Below are 19,236 nucleotides of genomic sequence, written 5' to 3'. Positions count from 1 at the left end.
CAAGCTCTTTTCTCAACCTTAAAACGAGTTTTCAGTCTAGAATCGAGCAGAGAGTTCAAAAAGCTGAAAGTAAAATACACAGAAAATAACAAGAAATCGGAGCTATTCTGCAGAAACAGCAGCCACCGACGAACGAACCACCAAGTTTGGCTCTAACATGATCATTTTGCCTTCTTGACGAGGATTCTCGATCCGCTCAATCATGGTGCTGATCGCTAATTCGGCTAATCGCTCTTTGGGCTGATTGATGGTGGTTAATGGCGGGCTAAAATAAGCAGAGTACATACAATTATCGTAACCAATGATAGACAATTGTTGTGGAATTTTAACACCAGACAATTGCGCTTCACTCATGGCGCCCATCGCCATAGCATCATTGGCAACAAACACAGCACTAGGCAAACTCTGGCAGGATAATAATTGGCGCATTCCCAATTTTCCACCTTCAAATTCGAAGTCGGATTCAATCACCCAATCGTCTTGGATGGCTAAATCGGCTTGCTCCATCGCTTCCATAAAGCCGTCTAAACGCTGCTTCGCCGGTAACTTTTCTAATGGGCCACCAATGTAAGCAATGCGCTTATGACCTTGTTCAATTAGATGCTGAATCGCCAAATGCGCGCCTTTTACCGAGTTGTCTTGAATGCGATCGACATAATCATCAGATGGACCCCAATCCATGACTACCATGGGCAAATTACGCTGTCCGATCAAAGAGCTAAACAGCGAGTCATCATAGGCGGAACACATGACTAAAATGCCATCAACACGTTTTTGCGTCAGCATTCGTAGATAGGAATTGGTTTTTTCGAGCTCGCCATCGGTATTACAAAGCACAAGGTTGTAACCTTCTCGGTAACAGCACTTCTCTACTTCGTTGACCAATTCAGCGAAAAAGGGATTCAAAGTGGTGGTAACTAACATACCAAGGCTTTTAGTATTTTTAACCTTTAAGCTGCGTGCTACCGCGCTCGGAGCATAATTCAGCTCTTCGGCGGCTTGGAAAACACGTTCTTGTGTCGTTTTGGCTACAAAACGCGTTTTATTCAAAACATGAGATACGGTAGTTGTTGATACACCAGCCCGTAACGCAACGTCTTTGATTGTCGCAGACAAACTTACACTCCCCATTCATGAATCGTTTTGATTGAATTGTTTAGCCGCCAAGTTTTCCAAACAAAGATAAATAGATCAAGCGCTTACCGCTCGTCTTTATCAGGAAAACAACTACTTAGAATCCAATACCATTTCAGGAAGTATACTGAACGACATCGATAAAATGCATCAAGAGTTTTTTCTAATGTCTGATTTTCCTATTTTTTTGAGCGCTGCATTTTGAAAAATACCTTTTAAGATTCTTTACCAAGACGCGATGACACTCGGTATTCCCCTGGCGTCATCCCCAAGTTTTTGCGTGACACTGTGTACATGTATTGCACCGATGGATAACCACAGGTTCGGGCAATTTCATCAAACGGCAAATTGGTCGAAGTGATCAATTCACAGGCGCGATAAAACTTGGTCATATGCAGTTGTTCGTGCATTGAGCAGCCAATTTCGTCGATAAAGCGGGTTTCTAGGTTAGTTCTTGATATGCCAATGTAATCCACTACTTGCGCCACTTTCACACCTCGGCAGGCATTGTGACGAATAAAATGCATGGCTTGAATGACATAAGGATCATGCAAAGCACGATAATCAGACGATTGTCTTTCGGCAATACCAGTTGGATCGACCACCACCAGCGAGTCTTCCACGGAATAACCTAACAACATACGATGCAGCATTTTCGCGGCTTCATAACCCATTTGCTTACTGCCCTGTTCAACAGAAGACAAAGCGGTGCGATTTAAGTACCTCGCCATGCTTTCGTTATCGATCCCAACAATGGCAACTTGCTCCGGCACCAAAATATTCAAATGATCGCAGACTTGTAATAAGTGACGTGCACGGGAATCAGTGACGGCAATAATGCCAATGGGTTTAGGCAGATTCGTTAACCAAGTTTCTAGCTCGTGTTGAGCGGTTTCCCAGATTTCAGCCGACGTGCAGAAACCTTGATGTACATGAGATTCAAATCCGTCAGAGCGAACTTGTTCGACAAACGCATGCTCTCGCTCACTTGCCCAACGACTATAAACCGTACTTGGTAAGCCATAAAAAGCAAATTGAGGTAAACCTTTGCGTTTCAAATGCTGATATGCACAACGCACTAATGCCGCGTTGTCCGTCGCCACATAAGGCAAACGAGGATAATCTTTTTTATGATGATAAGAACCACCAACTGCCACGGTAGGAATATTAGTATTTTTTAAGATTTCTTCGACTTCAGGGTTATCAAAATCGGCAATAATGCCGTCCCCCTTCCAATGCTTTAGCGCATCAAGACGAGAGCGAAAATCATCTTCAAAGTATACATCCCAGTCACATTGCGCGGCTTGTAAATATTCGCCAATACCTTCAATGACTTGTCGGTCGTAAACCTTATTAGCATTGAACACTAGGTTAAGTCGGTAGCGTTTTTCAAACATACAAAAGCGTCTCTAATTTTTATTTTTGCTGGCTCGATAATACCCCCTGAGAGCCCATTAGTTCTAGAGAATGATAAAAATCAGAAAGGGAATAACAGAAATCGTAATGAAAGAAAGCCTGTAAAAAAGAGCGGTGCAATAAGACACCGCTCTTACTCATTAAAGTCCTTTTAATCTTTGATATAACGCCTGAAAACGCTCGCGTTTTTCAGTATATCGAGCGGCACCAGTGTGGTTCGGCAGATAACGTTGAATTAGCGCTGGTTTTGCACAAACTTCGCTTAATACCTCTTGACCTTGATAACCTATCGCAGCCAATCGGGCAGCACCCAGTGCAGGGCCAACTTCGCCACCTGCGCGGTAATCTATTGGCACGTCAAACACATCAGCCAACATTTGTAACCAATAAGTACTTTTCGCACCACCACCGATAACATCAATACTTTCATTGATATTTTGTGCAGAACGCACTGCGTCTAAGCCATCCAGCAAAGCAAAGGTCACACCTTCCAGTACTGCATGAACAAGATCCGCTGCGGTAGTTTCATGGGTCATTCCCCAAAAGACACCCTTCGCATTGGGATCATTATGTGGTGTTCTTTCTCCACTTAAATACGGCAGAAAAGTGAGGCTATTGTCGTGATCCATTCGATTTTCAGCCGCTAATAAAGCGGCTTCAACACTGCTAAACTGAGCTAATTTTGTCACCCAATTAATACAGCTCGCGGCGCTCAACATCACCGACATAGTGTGCCAAGTATTAGGAATAGCATGTCCAAAACTATGCAAAGCCGCCGCGGGATTGGCCGTAAAGCCATCACTTACTGCAAAAATAACTCCTGATGTACCAAGCGACAACATGGTTTGCTCAGGCGATATAATGCCCATGCCTACAGCGCCGGCAGCGTTATCGCCACCACCAGCTACAACAGGAACAAGCGGCATAGACCAACGTTTTGCTAAATCATCATAAATCACACCGGTGATTTGGGTTCCCTCAAATACACTAGGCATTTGCTCTGCCGTTAATCCTGTGGCGCTCAACATGGTGTCACTCCAAGAGCGTTGTTCCATGTTTAGCCATAAGGTGCCAGAGGCATCGGATACATCGGTCGCAAACTCGCCCGTCATGCGAAAACGCAGATAATCTTTTGGCAACAGCACTTTCGCGATTTTCCCAAAAACCTCTGGCTCGTGCTGTTTTACCCAAAGCAACTTAGGCGCGGTAAAACCTGGCATGATCAAATTGCCGGTAATCGCCTGCACTTCTGGGCAGCGCCTTTGCAATAACAAACATTCTTCATGGGAACGACCATCATTCCATAAGATCGCAGGTCTTAATACATCGCCTTTTTTATCTAATAATGTAGCGCCATGCATTTGGCCCGATAAGCCAATGGCTTTAACGCCTTGCAAATTGTTTTCTGCTGCTAACTGCAACATGGCCAAATCTGTAGCTTGCCACCAGTCTTCTGGGCTTTGTTCTGACCAAAGATCAAATGGTCGAGATACTGACAATGGAGATGAGCAGCTGGCTGTTACCTGACCATCTTCAGCCATTAAAATCACTTTGACACCTGAGGTGCCGAGGTCGATACCTATATACATTAAAAAATATCCTTCATCTTGTTAATCGTCATAATTATTACTGAACGACTTCTGTGGATCTTGTAGGTCAGATGAGCCGAGGAACGAAGGCGTGATCTGACGGTTAACGGTATACGTAACGTCTCACGCCTGATCACGGTCGTACCTCCCTCATCAGGCCTACAAAACCTATCCAACCTTCGCGCACGAAGTTTTACTGTGCTTTCTTGGTTTTCACATCCAGCCAAACAGCGAGTAATAAAATCATGCCTTTGACGATTAATTGCCAAAAAGTCGGTACATCGAGCATGCTCATGCCGTTGTCTAAACTCGCCATAATAAGCGCGCCCATGATGGCTCCAAACACTGCGCCAACGCCGCCAGCCAAACTGGTTCCGCCGATCACACAGGCAGCAATGGCATCCAGCTCCGCCATATTTCCGGCTGCTGGAGAACCCGCACCAAGCCGAGAAGTCAGTATCAAAGCCGCTACAGCGACCATCATGCCGTTAAAACCAAACACCAACATTTTGGTTCGTTCGACGTTCACACCAGACATGCGAGTCGCTTCGATATTGCCGCCAATGGCATACACACGACGACCAAACGCAGTTCGCTTGGCAACATAAGTGGCGATAAGAATTAATCCACCCATAATCAAAATAGGCGTTGGAATGCCTCGATAACTTTCTAAGGCATAGAGCAAAACGAGCAAGACAGCGACCGCCACGAAAGCTTTTGCGTATTCAAACTTTGCCGCTTTATTTTCAACACCGTGTTGTTTTCTTGCCTTACGTCGAGCATAAACTTTTGCCACCAAACCTAAGCACAACAAACCCACAACACTAATGCCCCAACCTGAAGGAATATAGCTTTGACCAATGATGGCCAGTGAACTAGACGTTGGTGCAACCGTGGCACCATCAGTCAAACCCACCAAAATACCGCGAAACGCCAGCATCCCTGCCAAGGTGACAATGAAAGAAGGCACGCGTTGATACGCCACCCACCAGCCATTAAACAAGCCTAAGACTAAACCCGCGACGACGGTTACTAACACGGTAAGTAAAATCGGAAAGTTAAACCAAACATCCAAAATCGCTGCAATCCCACCCAATAAGCCCATCATAGAACCAACCGACAAATCGATTTCGGCACTGATGATGACAAACACCATGCCAATAGCGAGCACGCCCACAATGGCCGTTTGACGAATCAAGTTCGAAATATTCCGTGGCGAAATAAACGCGCCATCGGTCGCAATAGAAAAGAAGACGACAATCAGCAGCATCGCCGCTAACATCGCAAACAATTGTAATTGACTGGTTTTTATTGTTTTAAACATTTGCTACACCTTCTTTGATCGCGCAATTCATAATCATTTCTTGGGTCAAACCTTGATGGTCAAATTGTCCTTTTAAGCGCCCTTCATGCATCACCAAGACTCGGTCACTTATACCAATTACTTCGGACAATTCAGACGACACCATGATGATCGACATACCTTGTTTAACGAGGGCAAACATCAGCTTATAAATCTCATATTTCGCGCCCACGTCGATGCCGCGAGTTGGCTCATCTAAAATCAGAATTTTGGGGTGGGTTAATAGACATTTGGCGATAATGGCTTTTTGTTGGTTGCCGCCGCTGAGGTTTTTAATCGACAAATCAGCGGACGCCGTTTTGACTTTTAGCTGCGCAATATAGTCGTCGATGTCATTACTTTCTTTGTCTTCATTCACAGCACCAAACCAAGAAGAGTATTTCCCCAACACGGATAAAGTAATATTGCGACCGACGCTCATAATGGGCACGATACCGTGACGTTTTCTGTCCTCTGGCACCATGGCAATGCCCGCTTCTAACGCCACCCGCTGGGAACGAATGTTGACAGTTTGACCTTCTAACTCAATTTCAGCTTCATAATCGCCATCGTAAGAACCATAAAGACACTGCATCAGCTCAGTACGACCAGAACCGATCAAACCAGCAATGCCAAGAATTTCACCATGACGTAATTCAAAGCTCACATCTTCGACTTGCGCTCGGGTCGCGCCAGCTTGTTTGGCGGTGGCGTGTTTGACGCGTAAAACTACCTCGCCAATATTATGTTCTTCTCGCGGGAACAGCTCGTCTAGCTCTCGCCCAACCATCATGCTGATGATGTCATTTTGTGTCAGCTGAGCCGCTGCTTTGGTATCAATATGGTCACCATCACGAATCACGGTGACCCAATCAGACAAGGCCAACACTTCATCCAACTTATGAGAAATATAAATGCACGCGATACCTTGCTGTTTCAGTTCACTGACAATGTTCAACAGGATGTCGATTTCCGTTGTCGTCAAAGATGAAGTTGGCTCATCTAGAATTAACAGTTTGACGTTTTTATTCAGCGCCTTGGCAATCTCGACCAATTGCTGCTGACCAACGCCAAGATCTCGTATTGGCGTATCGGGCAACACATCGAGCTTCACTCGAGCTAATAATTCCGAGGTACGACGATGCATTTCCTCGTCATTGAGTCGTGCAAAAGAACCAAGCTCATTACCAAGAAAAATATTTTCCATTACCGACAATTCTTTAACGAGCGCCAATTCCTGATGAATAATGACGATACCCAGCGCTTCGGTATCTCGAATCGTCGAAGCCTTAACGAGATTACCTTCGAAGAAGATTTCTCCTTCGTAAGATCCAAACGGCCAAACGCCACTTAACACCTTCATTAAGGTGGATTTACCCGAACCATTTTCACCACAAATAGACAAGACTTCACCACGATCAAGCTGAATGCTGACGCCATTTAAGGCACGAACACCCGAAAAGCTTTTTACAATGGAACGCATGTCCAATAATGTTTGCTTCATATTTACACCCTTATGAAAAGCAAATGGCGCTCGATTGAGCGCCATACATTAGGAAATCTAAGGATTGTAAACATCATTACGAGAATGGAATCCGTCAGCAATGACGGTTGAATCTAGGTTGTCTTTGGTAACCGAAATAGGCGTTAACAACACAGCATCAACGTCTTTTTTGCCGTTATTAACCTGGCCATTAACCTTGATTTTTTCACCACGAGCCAGCTTAACGGCCATTTCCGCACTGGTTTTTGCCAGTTTCGAAATTGGTTTGTATACCGTCATGGTTTGTGTGCCAGCAACAATACGACGCATAGCCGCTAAGTCTGCATCTTGGCCTGAGATCACCACTTTGCCACTCAAACCTTGTGCAGCTAAGGCTTGGATCGCACCACCAGCGGTAGAATCGTTAGACGCCACTACCGCATCGATCTTATTGGCATTGGCAGTAAGACCATTTTCCATAATATTTAACGCAGCCTCAGCTGACCAACCCATTGCCCATTGATCGCCTACTATGTTGATTTTTTTCGAATCAATCGCAGGTTGCAGTACGTTCATTTGACCTTGGCGGAACATCTTCGCGTTGTTATCTGTTGGCGACCCTCCCATCAAAAAATAATTACCTTTTGGTTTACGCTTCAGTAAAGCTTCGGCCTGCATTTCCCCCACACGAATATTGTCAAAAGACACATACAAATCGATGTCGGCGAATTTAATCAATCGGTCGTAGGCCAGTACTTTAATACCTTCGGCTTTGGCTTCTGCCAAAACATTACCGAGTACTTCACCGTTTTCTGGCACAATAACCAACACATCAACTCCACGAGAAATCATGTTTTCAATTTGAGAAATTTGTGTGTTCGCATCGCCATTGGCTGATTGTGTGTAAACCTTAGCGCCCATAGATTCAGCCGCTTCCGTAAACAAATCTCGATCTTTCTGCCAGCGCTCTAAGCGTAAGTCAGACATCAACAAACCGATTTTCTCACCTGCCGCCAATGCAGGAAGAGACGTTGCTGCACAGAGAGTTGCCAGCAAACTCATGGAAAGGATTTTTTTCATCTTTTCATTCCTTGTTATTTTTATTAAAAGTGAACGATCTCCTGATGGAGTGAGACGAATGTAAATCGGCGCTTTAATAAGCGGTATTATCTTTTTTTGTTTCGGTTTAGCGTTTTTACAAAAAAGCCCTTTGGACATAAATCCAAAGGGCTTTAATACAATATAAGAGCGGTTTATTTATAAACGAAGCGCTGACTAAGACTCTTCTTCGACTTGGTTAATAAAGATAAGCACTAAAAACAACACAACAATAAAACGAAACGCAGAAGCTTGCCCGTTCCAAATCTGTGACTGCCACATTAAGAACCATTCAGCGCCAATGGTCATAAATCCAGTAAACCAAAGCAACACACCAAGAGCTAAACCAAAATTTGCCAGTGTTTTTGCCGTGTTAAATTGCTTTTTATCTAGCTTTCTTTTTTGCCACATATTCCATGCGCCCAAAGCACACAAAATACCGACTAAAGCTTCAGTCAAGATAATCAACCAATAAAATCCGTGATGCAAAACAGGTTCATCGACTGCACGATATTTTAACTCATTCCATTCAAACGTCGTGTCCATGGTTAATACATGCTGCACAAAAGCAAAGTTAGACCCGTAATCCACAACATTATTAAAAGCCACCAACCCTGCGAACAGAGCAACACAGCCAACTAACACGATTTTGATTGTTCTTAAATGACTCATCTATACAGATCCCTTTGAGATGATTGATATTTTGGGTATTAAAACACCTATTCAATAGAAAAATCTATCTCAAACCTCAGGTGTATAAGCAAAAACAGTGTTTCGCCCTGCCTGTTTTGCTCGATATAAACTGACATCAGAAAATTTAATGGTTTCATTGAAATCGACATCGGGTGACGTTTCGCACAAGCCAACACTCAAGGTAATAAAAATACTAATATTCCCATGCCCAAAAGGTGTTTCTTCTACGCATTCTCGAATAGATTCCAACAGCACAAGAGCTTCTTGCTCTGTCGTTTCTGGAAGCAATAGTAAAAACTCTTCGCCTCCCCAACGGGCTAATGAGTCTTGCGAACGAATACAGTCACGTAATACTCTACTTGTATGTTTAAGCACCATATCACCAACTTCATGGCCAAATTCATCATTGATAACTTTAAATTTATCAATATCCAAGATGGCAATAGTCGATACTTTATGGGTATGTTTTCTTTGCCGCTGATCTTTATTAAGTATTTTTTGGATTCCTCGACGGTTTGGTAAAAATGTCAAATAATCGAACTGAGCCTGATACTCATACTTATCCTTCATCGTCTTTAGTCGCATAAAAGAACGATAACGAGCCACTTCATACAATCCAGAAAGAGTAACAATCGTCAAAAAGACATATATCAAACGTGTTTTAAATTCATATGAGTAAGTCGTTAGCAACATCTGATCGTTCGGAAAAAAAAGCATAATCGATACAATAAAAATGAAAGCTGCATTAGCAATAATACCTTGCTTCAAACCCAAAAAAGCAAACGTGATCGAAGGAATGACGTATATCCATAAAGGTCCACTACTGTTTACCCCTCCGGCACATACCAAGTAAAAACATAAGATGTACAGGGCGACAATAGCGATAAATCGGGAACAATTATGATAATGACGGTAAGAAGACGTTTTTAATATATAAAATGTTATCAGCAATAAAATACTTACTAAAAATAGACTAACCGCCAAGCTATAAAGCAGATTTAAAAAACTAGTTATTGCGCTAAAAAAGGTAATAATGGAGATTATCAAGCTAAAAAAGCCTACCAAGTAACTATGTTGATAACCTTCGTCTATATTCAGACTTTCGTCGACATTATGTCTATAATAACGAATCAATTTTCTTAAAAGAAACTGCATGCCTTAGCCTTTTCCTTGCTTGACGGTAGTAACACAGAAAATACACCATGAATATACAACACGACATTTTATAAGTTATGGAAGGTCATCCATACAAAGTTACAACTCAAATACATCCGATTAATATATGTGCAACATTGATACTCTCAATACACTGAAGAATCAAACATTTAGTATAAAAAACAACCTCCCTATGCTGGAAATCAAAAAAAACGTACATGTAGATAAAAAGAACTTCCTTCGGCAGGAAATAGATGACTCGCATAACCTCTTGCCGATCACTTATAGATGCATCACTATTTAAAGCTTATCTTAATGTTACTTAGATCACTCTTGTTAAGAAAAAAACTTCAACAACGCAAGGACAATTCGCTCGTAATGAATCTACTCAAAAAATACACAGGTTGGTTTGTACTCGGCACATTGGTTTTTTATCTATTGTCAGTTGCTCATTTGACCCCTGTGTTATTGCCTACCCTACTGGCGTGGGGAGCCAATATCGCCATGTGGCATACCTTAGCACCAAGCGCAAAGCGACAAGTAACTTGGCTGATGATGATTGGAATAGCAACTTTACTCTTTGCAGGGTCAAAAGGCACATGGATGACGTGGCAGCAGGTTTTTGCGGTTAATTTGCCAATGCTGGCGATGTTTGTTGCTGTCTCTTTTTTAGATCTAACCAGCTCAACAGATGAAAAGCGCCCTTTACCAAAGGGCCTCAGCGCTATATTTAACACGGCGCTTGGCGTGCAAGTATTAGGCGCAGTGATTAATCTATCAGTAATTCTAGTCTTCGCAGACCGTATAAAAGGCGCGATAAAATTAACTCCTGAACAGCAGTTTATATTGACTCGTAACTTTTCCGCGGCGGCTTGGTGGTCACCTTTCTTCGTGGCAACCGGCGTTGCAATAATTTATGCACCAGGAATGCAATGGCAAAAAACACTTATCCCAGGTCTTGCTATGGGGCTAGTCGCCATCATTTTTTCCACTGCAGAAGCCTTTCGACGCACTAAAGGTGATTTTAATGGCTACCCCATTCGTAAAGAAAGCCTCTTCATTCCTATGATTCTGGCTTCTAGTGTTATATTTTTTCATTTCATTTGGCCTGATATCAGCATATTGGTGCTGATCTGTCTGTTAGCACCAAGCGCAACTATACTGCTGATGCGCACGCCATCAAGAAGGAAAAGCTTGTCGCATTTTGTGAACCACAAACTGGCTCAAATCGGCAGTCAGTTTGCATTATTTCTCGCTGCCGGCATCTTTTCTAATGGCATTAGTGCGATTATTCTTAGCTATCCGCAATTCTTTAATTTGGACAGCTTTACGTTTAGTCCGATGCTATTCTCATTGACTCTCGCTATCATGATTATCGCTGGCGTCATCGGAATACATCCTGTTGTGAGCATCGCCATAGCGAGTCCAATGCTGTTGCCATTACACCCAGATCCAACTCAATTAGGCTTTTTGTTTCTAAGCGCTTGGGCTATTTCCGCAGGCAGTAGCGGATTAACAGGGCTGGGATTATTAATGACAAGCCGCTACCAAATCCCCACAAAAACCATCGTAACTAATAGCGTTCACTACGCTATTGTCATGTGGCTGCTTTGCTCGCTGGTAAATAGTTTTTTCTTATAAAAAGCTCTCATATGGTAAGCACAAAACCACTGTTTTTTGTAATGCATTTCATTCCATTAACACTCAATAAACATAAAATCGCACCAATTGATCGCTAAAATCCATTTACTTAGCCATTAAAATCACTATACTCAAGCCAAATAATTCAGAAAGACTTTACAAAATACATTGAAAAGTCTTTTTTTATGAACTTAAATGTAATCGATTACAAACATAAAACACCACTCAAATAAAAATAAATATGGGGGTTATTATTATGCAAGCCTTACAAGGTCCAGCTCTTTTTCTCGCTCAATTTGCAGGCGATGAAGCACCATTCAATACGTTTGAAAACATCGTAGAATGGGCAGGAAACCTCGGGTTCAAGGGGGTACAAATACCCACTTGGGATCAAAGACTGTTTGATTTAGATAGAGCTGCAAGCGATCTTAAGTACTGCAAATATATTCAGGACACTCTCGCCAAACACGGTATGGTTGTAACCGAGCTGTCTACACACTTACAAGGACAATTAGTCGCTGTTCATCCTGCCTACGATGATATGTTCGATGGCTTTGCGCCAGACCATGTCAAAGGTAACCCTGAAGCTCGTCAACAATGGGCGGTTGATCAACTATTAAAATCAGCACAAGCTTCTAAAAATCTAGGATTAACAAATCACGCCACTTTTTCTGGCGCCCTACTCTGGCCTTATCTTTATCCTTGGCCACAAAGGCCTGCAGGCTTGGTCGAAGCTGGCTTTGAAGAATTAGCCAATCGTTGGATTCCAATACTGGATGAATTTGACCGCTGCGGCGTCAATGTTTGTTATGAGATTCATCCGGGGGAAGACCTACATGACGGCGTTACATTCGACTTATTCTTAGCGGCAACCAATCATCACCCACGAGCTAATATTCTATTTGATCCCTCTCATTTCGTTTTACAGCAACTCGACTACTTGCAGTTCATCGACATTTACCATGAACGAATCAAGATGTTCCATGTAAAAGACGCTGAATTTAATTCCACTGGCAGACAAGGCGTGTATGGCGGTTACCAAAGCTGGATAGATCGTGCAGGACGCTTTCGCTCTTTAGGCGATGGACAAGTCGACTTCAAGGGTATTTTTTCGAAACTCACTCAATATGATTTTGGCGGTTGGGCTGTAATCGAATGGGAATGCTGTATGAAACATCCAGAAGCCGGAGCCGAAGAAGGCGTCAAGTTTGTCAACGATCATTTAATTCGCGTCACTGAGCGCGCCTTTGATGACTTCGCCAGCAGTGGCATTGATAACGAAACTAATCGACGCATTCTTGGTTTGAAATAGAGGGACAACAACATGACTCACAAACGTATCCGCATTGGTATGGTAGGCGGCGGTGATGGTGCTTTTATTGGCGCGGTACATCGTATTGCAACTCGTATTGACGATGGCTTTGAATTGGTTGCTGGCGCTTTATCTTCTGACTCTGATAGAGCTCTCGCTTCGGCACTTCGGCTTGGTATTGATCAAGAACGCTCCTACTCATCATTCTCTGTTATGGCAGAAAAAGAGAAACAGCGCAAAGATGGTATTCAGGCGGTGATTATCGTCACACCAAATCACATGCACTACCCTGTCGCAAAAGCATTTTTAGAGCAAGGTATTCACGTCATTTGTGATAAGCCCGTAACGAAAGATCTAAACGAGGCCTTAGAATTAAAAGCCCTAGTGGAAAAATCTGGCGCATTTTTTGCCCTTACTCACAACTACACTGGCTACCCTCTCGTTAGGCACGCCAAACATTTGGTTGATACTGGCGTACTAGGAAAATTGCGCGTAATTCAAGTGGAATACGCCCAAGATTGGCTAACAGATCAAGCTGAAAACACAGATAACAAACAGGCAAAATGGCGCACAGATCCAGAAAAATCTGGTCTGGCTGGTTGTTTAGGAGACATTGGAACCCACGCTTTCAATCTAGCTTGTTTTATTTCTGGGCAAAAAGTTCAACAGGTATCTGCAGATTTAACGGCTTTTGTTGATGGCCGCCGCTTGGATGACAACGTTCACACCATGCTGCGCTTTGATGGTGGAGCAAAAGGCATGTTGTGGTCTAGCCAAGTTGCTCCTGGTAATGAAAATGGTTTGAAAATTCGCCTGTATGGAGAAAAAGCAGGCATCGAATGGGCTCAAGAATCCCCTAACGAATTATGGCTTTCACTATTTGGTGAGCCTACTCAGAAAATCACCCGAGCCGGACACGGTGCTGGTGAAGAAGCCAACCGCCTTTCCCGAATTCCAGCAGGTCATCCTGAAGGTTACTTAGAAGGTTTTGCCAATCTATACGTCGACATTGCTGCTGCGATTCATTCCATTGAAGCGGGTGCTGATGTGCATTCAGTTCAGGGTTTTATTCCTAGTATTGATGATGGTGTTGACGGAATGAAATTCATAACTGCTGTGTTGGCATCATCTGCTAATAACAGTACATGGCACTCTCTAGAAGACAACACGCTCTCAAAGCCAATGACCAGTAACTAGGAGTCAAAGCAAATGAATGACCCCATTATGCAAATTCGCGGCATTGTTAAGGAATTCTCTGGTGTGCGTGTTTTACACAAAATCACGCTGGATATTTTTGCTGGTGAAGTGCTCGGTGTGCTGGGAGAAAATGGCGCTGGAAAATCGACCCTTCTCAAAATTATTAGCGGCATTTATACCAAAACATCGGGCAGTATTAAGATCGATGGTTCCGAGGTATCAATCCAGTCTACCGCTGATGCAAAACGTCTAGGCATTGCAATGATACCGCAAGAATTTAACCTAATTAGTAGCCTAAATGTGTTTGAAAACATATTTCTTGGTAACGAAGTTAAAAAGTTTTTTTTGCTCAACAAATCGGTAATGCGTGACAGGGCCAGTGAACTTCTCAAAGAGTTAGAAACCGACTTGAGCCCAGATGCATTAATAGAACATCTTAGTGTGGCACAAAAGCAAATGGTAGAAATTGCCAAGGCGCTCGTTAATGAATCACGTATCCTAATTATGGATGAGCCCACGACAGTGTTAACTGATCACGAAGTGGATATCTTTTTCAGCTTGGTGGAAAAACTAAAACAACGTGGTGTCACTATTATATTCATCTCACACAAACTAAAAGAAGTGAAGCTACTTTGTGATCGTTTAGCCATTTTACGAGACGGCCACCTCGTTAGTGTGGATGACGTTGCAGAAATAGATGAAGAAGACATGGCTCGTAAAATGGTGGGCCGTGAATTAAACCAAATCTATCCTCAGCGTACAGAACATACTGATGAAGTCATACTTAAAGTAAGTAACCTATCAATCAAAGGGGTGTTACAAGATATCAATTTTGACCTAAAAAAAGGCGAGGTGCTTGGCTTTGCTGGCCTAATCGGCGCGGGTCGAACAGAGACTGCCGAAGCGGTAATGGGACTGCGTAAAAAAGACAGCGGTGAAATTGAAATAAATGGCAAAAAGGCAGTAATCAATTCAATCGCAGATGCGGCGTCTTACAACCTAGCCTACCTATCAGAAGATCGCCAAGGTAAAGGCTTGATCATGAATTTTGATATACCAAAGAACATCACCCTCATTTCGCTTTCCTCTTACGTGAGAGGACTTATTCAGCATAAAAAAGAGAATCAAGTTGCGAGAGAATACGTTAAACGCTTCGACATAAAGGCGGCGTCTTTGCATTCAAACTTGGCCAACTTAAGTGGTGGAAACCAGCAAAAAGTATACTTATCAAAATGGATGGACACTCACCCGAACATCCTCATTTTGGATGAACCAACTCGCGGCATCGACGTGAACACCAAAAAAGAGATCTACCACTTTATACGTTCACTGACCGAACAAGGTGTGTCCATCATTGTGATTTCGTCAGAACTGGAAGAAGTCATGGGCTTGTCACATCGCGTCATGGTAATGAGATCCGGTCAGATCATGGGAGAGCTAACCGGAGATGCCATCAATGAAAAAGAGATCATGTATTACGCGGCAGGTTTAAAAACCATGGCTCAAGCCTAATTTGAAAAGCTGTTAATGACTAAACGTAACTTAAATAAACGACGCCGTGCTTTTTCATAAGCCCAGGTGCAAAAAACAATAAGAATACACGAGGATTCACTATGGCCATGTTCGAATTATCGCCCATGATCACGCGCCTAAAACGACTTGATATAGCAACTTATGCGCCCTTTATCGCATTGCTTTTATTGGTTCTGTTTTCTTCTATTGCCAGCGAGCATTTTTTAATGCCACGCAATATTACTAATGTATTAAGACAGGTTTCCTATACCGGCATTATTGCCTTGGGTATGACATTCGTCATCATCGCCGGCGGCATCGATTTATCCGTTGGCTCAATGGTGGCTTTGGTTGGCGTGCTGTCCATCATGATCATTAATGGTGCTGGAGATGGTTGGTGGGCAGTTGCAATGGCAGTTTCTTCAGCCATCGCTCTAGGTGGTGTATTTGGTGCGATAAATGGGCTAGTCATTACACGTGGTAAAGTAGCTTCGTTTATTGCCACTCTCGCCACCATGTCCATTTTTCGCTCTATGACACTATATATCAGTGATGCGGGGGAAATGGTCTCTCAAAATCAACATTTCACGGATATTGGTGGCGGTTACTTATGGGCCATTCCCTACCCTGTTTGGGTCTTTCTACTGTTGGCTGTTGCCTATCATATCTTATTAAAACACAGCGCATTTGGACGCCATGTCTGCGCTGTGGGCTCAAACGCAAAAGTAGCCTCTTATTCTGCTATTAAAGTGCGCTGGGTATATTTTCTAACTTTTTTAATTGCCGGGGTATCAGTTGGTATATCTGCTGTTTTATTAGCATCGCGCTTAAATTCCGTCAGCCCGGGCGATGCAGGGTTGTTTTATGAGCTAGACGCGATTGCAGCGGTTGTGATTGGCGGCACGGCTCTATCTGGCGGTAAAGGCACCATTTGGGGCACCGTCATCGGTGCGATCATTTTAGGCATTATCAATAACATGCTGAATTTAATGGGCATCTCGCCTTATCTACAAGGCATGGTTAAAGGTCTCGTTATTTTGACTGCAGTTCTTGTGCAATTTAAGGGCGACCGTTAAAGGCTTGGTTTTTCTTACTATGCAAACCATAAGAAGAAAAACAAGAATCCGAGCAAAACAGGCGTTTTGTTCACTATTAAATCAATGTAAAACGGAGAGTATCCATGAAGTATAAAAATAAAATCATGAGACTAATCGCAGTGTTTACTATGCTGTTTGCCTTTGTTGGCACAAGCTACGCTGCAAAATACAAAATTGGTATAAGTGTGCCATCTGCAGACCACGGTTGGACTGCAGGGCTACTTTGGTGGGCAAATAAAGCAGCGGCAGATTTAAAAGCAAAAGAAAAAGACATCGAATTTTTCGTCGTTGCGTCAAGTTCGGGTTCAAAACAAGTGGGCGATGTTGAAGATTTAATGATCAAAGGCATTGATGCTTTGGTTATCCTTCCTCATAACCCAGCCACCTTACAAAAAGTCATTGAAGAAGCCTACGACGAAGGTATTTATACCGTTGTAGTGGACCGTGAACTCGCCCACCCTGCTCAAAATGTCTTCATTGCTGGAGACAACGCCGGTCTAGGTCGTGTAGGTGCACAATGGTTAGCCAAAGAAATGTCTGGTAAGGGCAATGTTGTAGTGATTGAAGGGCTACAAATTCCTATCAACAAGCAACGTGTTGATGCTTTTAACGACGTTATTGCTGGATACCCAAATATCAAGATCCTTGATTCTCAACCAGGTGATTGGTCTACACAAAAAGCGCTATCAGTGATGGAAAACTTCTTGCAGAAGCATCCTAAAATTGACGCTGTATGGTGCCAAGATGACGACATGCTGAAAGGTGTTTTAAAAGCCATTGAAGAATCAGGCCGCACAGACATCAAAACTGTATTGGGTGGCGCTGGCTCTAAAGACATCATCGAGATGATTCAATCAGGAAATAAAATGGTACGTGCAACCGTCACTTATAGCCCATCTATGATTGCATCCGGTATTGCTCTTGCTGTTCATGGTGTCAAACACGAAAAACTTGGTTATTTATACCACGAACCGTCTCGCGTCATTTTAGGCGCAGACTTGGTAACGAAAGAAAACGCTGCAGATTATTACTTTAAAGACGCTGCTTACTAAGCGGTTTATTAATACTAAGTCATTAGGGCTTTTGCGCTAATGACTTAGTCCTTGCAACACTATTTTCCTGAGGAATAGCCGCTGCGCATAGGCAGAGAGTTTGGTAAGATGTGCAATCATAAAAACTCACCGTTAAAAGGCTATGCATTTGGGCGCGACTATTCTTTATTTCTTCTTGCTTTTGGACTCTTATGGCCACAGTTAAAGATGTAGCAAAGCTAGCTGGAGTATCCACTGCGACAGTATCTAGAGCATTAGCCAATCCAGAAATGGTATCTCCTACCACTCGCCAAAAAGTAGAAAAAGCCGCCTCAGAAGTAGGCTATTCTCCAAACGGACTTGCCCGAAGCTTACGTAAAAGCGAGTCGAAAACTATTGTTGTTGTTCTTCCTAACATAGACAGCACCTTCTTTTCAGACGTTGTTCATGGCATCGAAGCACTCGCTCATAAGCATGGTTACAAACTATTAATTGGTGATGCAGGTAATGAGTCTTCACGATTACGTAGTTATTTTGAGTTATTCGAGAGTAAGCAGGTAGATGGCGTATTATCTCTTTCTTCTGACGTACCTGAATCTATGATTATTAACAGTGCTGGCGAAGTAAAACTCCCCATTGTTATCGCTGGTGAATACTTTTCTGACATTCCTGTACCAACAGTTCACATCGACAATCACTACAGCGCCAAAAAAGGCGTTGAATATTTAATTATGATGGGGCACTACAAAATAGCCTGCATTACAGGAAAAAGAAGTACTCCTGTCTACAATGCCCGTGTAAATGGTCACACAGAAACCATGAAAAAGTGGAAAATCCCTGTGACGGATGAATACATAATGGAAGGTGATCTTTCATTCATCGCCGGTTACAACCTTGGCAAACAACTCTTATCGCTACCAAACAAACCATCAGCGATTGTTTGCCACAGCGACGAAGCAGCAATTGGCGTGCTTAAAATAGCCAGAGAAATGAATATTGCAGTGCCCAGCGAACTATCTGTTATTGGCTTTGATAACTTAGCAATGAGCGAGTATTGCGTGCCTGAATTAACGACGATTCATCAGCCACGACAACTAATCGGCGAAACTTCGATGAAGTTATTACTCGACATATTATCAGGCAAAAAACCAAACCCAGAAATGACCTTACCCACCCAGCTCATCGTCCGCGAAAGTTCATGCCCACCACCAATAGATCAACGACTACAAATAGATTTATAAATAAATGCATATACATTAACGAGAAAAGGGATAGCACAATTTTTTAAAATGGTTGCGGGAGCACTTGTTTGAACTTAAAAGTGAACCTACGAATTTTGAAATGGTTGCGGGAGCACTTGTTTGAACTTAACAGTGAACCTACGAATTTTAAAATGGATGCGGGAGCACTTGTTTGAACTTAAAAGTGAACCTACGAATTTTGAAATGGTTGCGGGAGCACTTGTTTGAACTTAAAAGTGAACCTACGAATTTTGAAATGGTTGCGGGAGCACTTGTTTGAACTTAACAGTGAACC

15 protein-coding genes are annotated in these 19,236 nt (G+C 42.9%); 7 read left to right on the top strand and 8 right to left on the bottom strand.

Features of this window, described 5'->3' with window-relative positions; translation table 11 throughout:
• Positions 1-102 precede the first annotated feature (102 nt).
• The 8 genes from CCS02_RS02565 to CCS02_RS02530 form a co-directional block, all read right to left on the bottom strand.
• A complete protein-coding gene (locus CCS02_RS02565) occupies positions 103-1,116 on the bottom strand; it encodes a substrate-binding domain-containing protein (protein WP_232728800.1) in 1,014 nt (337 codons plus the stop codon).
• A gap of 233 nt (positions 1,117-1,349) precedes the next feature.
• Positions 1,350-2,531, bottom strand: a complete 1,182-nt coding sequence (locus CCS02_RS02560) for a XylR family transcriptional regulator (RefSeq protein WP_100635620.1) — start codon at positions 2,529-2,531, stop codon at positions 1,350-1,352.
• Positions 2,532-2,690: 159 nt separating this feature from the next.
• On the bottom strand, positions 2,691-4,139 hold the full coding sequence (xylB, locus tag CCS02_RS02555; RefSeq protein ID WP_100635618.1) for a xylulokinase: 1,449 nt from the start codon (positions 4,137-4,139) through the stop codon (positions 2,691-2,693).
• Between the two features lie 193 nt (positions 4,140-4,332).
• Entirely contained in the window at positions 4,333-5,463 is a 1,131-nt protein-coding gene (locus CCS02_RS02550) for a sugar ABC transporter permease (protein ID WP_072840857.1), read from the bottom strand.
• Entirely contained in the window at positions 5,456-6,985 is a 1,530-nt protein-coding gene (locus CCS02_RS02545; RefSeq protein WP_100188601.1) for a xylose ABC transporter ATP-binding protein, read from the bottom strand. The genes CCS02_RS02550 and CCS02_RS02545 overlap by 8 nt, the downstream gene beginning before the upstream one ends.
• A gap of 57 nt (positions 6,986-7,042) precedes the next feature.
• Positions 7,043-8,044 (bottom strand): D-xylose ABC transporter substrate-binding protein, encoded by a 1,002-nt coding sequence (xylF, locus tag CCS02_RS02540; protein WP_072840855.1) that lies wholly within the window; start codon positions 8,042-8,044, stop codon positions 7,043-7,045.
• A 195-nt stretch (positions 8,045-8,239) separates the two neighbouring features.
• Positions 8,240-8,734: a DUF2165 family protein gene (locus tag CCS02_RS02535; RefSeq protein ID WP_100188585.1), complete on the bottom strand. Its 495-nt coding sequence runs from the start codon at positions 8,732-8,734 to the stop codon at positions 8,240-8,242.
• Positions 8,735-8,803: 69 nt separating this feature from the next.
• Positions 8,804-9,910 carry a GGDEF domain-containing protein gene (locus CCS02_RS02530; RefSeq protein ID WP_100635617.1) on the bottom strand — a complete coding sequence of 369 codons (1,107 nt, stop codon included), beginning with the start codon at positions 9,908-9,910 and terminating at the stop codon, positions 8,804-8,806.
• 378 nt (positions 9,911-10,288) lie between these two features.
• On the opposite strand from CCS02_RS02530, the gene CCS02_RS02525 reads away from it, so the two are divergent.
• The 7 genes from CCS02_RS02525 to CCS02_RS02495 all read left to right on the top strand — a co-directional run bounded on the left by CCS02_RS02525 (position 10,289) and on the right by CCS02_RS02495 (position 18,941).
• Positions 10,289-11,551, top strand: coding sequence for a hypothetical protein (locus CCS02_RS02525; RefSeq protein WP_100188594.1), 1,263 nt, complete (start codon positions 10,289-10,291; stop codon positions 11,549-11,551).
• A gap of 256 nt (positions 11,552-11,807) precedes the next feature.
• Positions 11,808-12,863 (top strand): sugar phosphate isomerase/epimerase family protein, encoded by a 1,056-nt coding sequence (locus CCS02_RS02520; protein WP_100635615.1) that lies wholly within the window; start codon positions 11,808-11,810, stop codon positions 12,861-12,863.
• Positions 12,864-12,875: 12 nt separating this feature from the next.
• On the top strand, positions 12,876-14,060 hold the full coding sequence (locus CCS02_RS02515; RefSeq protein WP_100635613.1) for a Gfo/Idh/MocA family protein: 1,185 nt from the start codon (positions 12,876-12,878) through the stop codon (positions 14,058-14,060).
• A 12-nt stretch (positions 14,061-14,072) separates the two neighbouring features.
• Complete coding sequence (locus CCS02_RS02510) at positions 14,073-15,572, top strand: sugar ABC transporter ATP-binding protein (protein ID WP_100635611.1); 1,500 nt, start codon at positions 14,073-14,075, stop codon at positions 15,570-15,572.
• Between the two features lie 101 nt (positions 15,573-15,673).
• A complete protein-coding gene (locus CCS02_RS02505) occupies positions 15,674-16,648 on the top strand; it encodes an ABC transporter permease (RefSeq protein ID WP_100635609.1) in 975 nt (324 codons plus the stop codon).
• A 104-nt stretch (positions 16,649-16,752) separates the two neighbouring features.
• The gene (locus CCS02_RS02500) at positions 16,753-17,721 is read left to right on the top strand and encodes a substrate-binding domain-containing protein (RefSeq protein WP_012069560.1); all 969 of its coding nucleotides are present in this window, start codon (positions 16,753-16,755) and stop codon (positions 17,719-17,721) included.
• Between the two features lie 191 nt (positions 17,722-17,912).
• Positions 17,913-18,941: a LacI family DNA-binding transcriptional regulator gene (locus CCS02_RS02495; RefSeq protein WP_100635607.1), complete on the top strand. Its 1,029-nt coding sequence runs from the start codon at positions 17,913-17,915 to the stop codon at positions 18,939-18,941.
• Positions 18,942-19,236: the final 295 nt, after the last annotated feature.

The sequence above is a fragment of the Marinomonas sp. ef1 genome (assembly GCF_002806845.1).
Taxonomy (GTDB): domain Bacteria; phylum Pseudomonadota; class Gammaproteobacteria; order Pseudomonadales; family Marinomonadaceae; genus Marinomonas; species Marinomonas polaris.
The sequence above is the reverse complement of the archived record's forward strand: the minus strand, read 5'-3'. Positions and strand labels throughout refer to the sequence as shown.

Excerpts from the sequence above, each read along its gene's own strand:
- CCS02_RS02510 (WP_100635611.1), top strand. The coding sequence starts at position 14,073 with ATGAATGACCCCATTATGCAAATTCGCGGCATTGTTAAGGAATTCTCT.
- CCS02_RS02550 (WP_072840857.1), bottom strand. The coding sequence starts at position 5,463 with ATGTTTAAAACAATAAAAACCAGTCAATTACAATTGTTTGCGATGTTA.
- CCS02_RS02495 (WP_100635607.1), top strand. The coding sequence starts at position 17,913 with ATGGCCACAGTTAAAGATGTAGCAAAGCTAGCTGGAGTATCCACTGCG.
- CCS02_RS02500 (WP_012069560.1), top strand. The coding sequence starts at position 16,753 with ATGAAGTATAAAAATAAAATCATGAGACTAATCGCAGTGTTTACTATG.
- CCS02_RS02560 (WP_100635620.1), bottom strand. The coding sequence starts at position 2,531 with ATGTTTGAAAAACGCTACCGACTTAACCTAGTGTTCAATGCTAATAAG.
- CCS02_RS02520 (WP_100635615.1), top strand. The coding sequence starts at position 11,808 with ATGCAAGCCTTACAAGGTCCAGCTCTTTTTCTCGCTCAATTTGCAGGC.
- CCS02_RS02545 (WP_100188601.1), bottom strand. The coding sequence starts at position 6,985 with ATGAAGCAAACATTATTGGACATGCGTTCCATTGTAAAAAGCTTTTCG.
- xylF (WP_072840855.1), bottom strand. The coding sequence starts at position 8,044 with ATGAAAAAAATCCTTTCCATGAGTTTGCTGGCAACTCTCTGTGCAGCA.
- CCS02_RS02535 (WP_100188585.1), bottom strand. The coding sequence starts at position 8,734 with ATGAGTCATTTAAGAACAATCAAAATCGTGTTAGTTGGCTGTGTTGCT.
- CCS02_RS02515 (WP_100635613.1), top strand. The coding sequence starts at position 12,876 with ATGACTCACAAACGTATCCGCATTGGTATGGTAGGCGGCGGTGATGGT.
- CCS02_RS02525 (WP_100188594.1), top strand. The coding sequence starts at position 10,289 with ATGAATCTACTCAAAAAATACACAGGTTGGTTTGTACTCGGCACATTG.
- CCS02_RS02505 (WP_100635609.1), top strand. The coding sequence starts at position 15,674 with ATGGCCATGTTCGAATTATCGCCCATGATCACGCGCCTAAAACGACTT.
- xylB (WP_100635618.1), bottom strand. The coding sequence starts at position 4,139 with ATGTATATAGGTATCGACCTCGGCACCTCAGGTGTCAAAGTGATTTTA.
- CCS02_RS02530 (WP_100635617.1), bottom strand. The coding sequence starts at position 9,910 with ATGCAGTTTCTTTTAAGAAAATTGATTCGTTATTATAGACATAATGTC.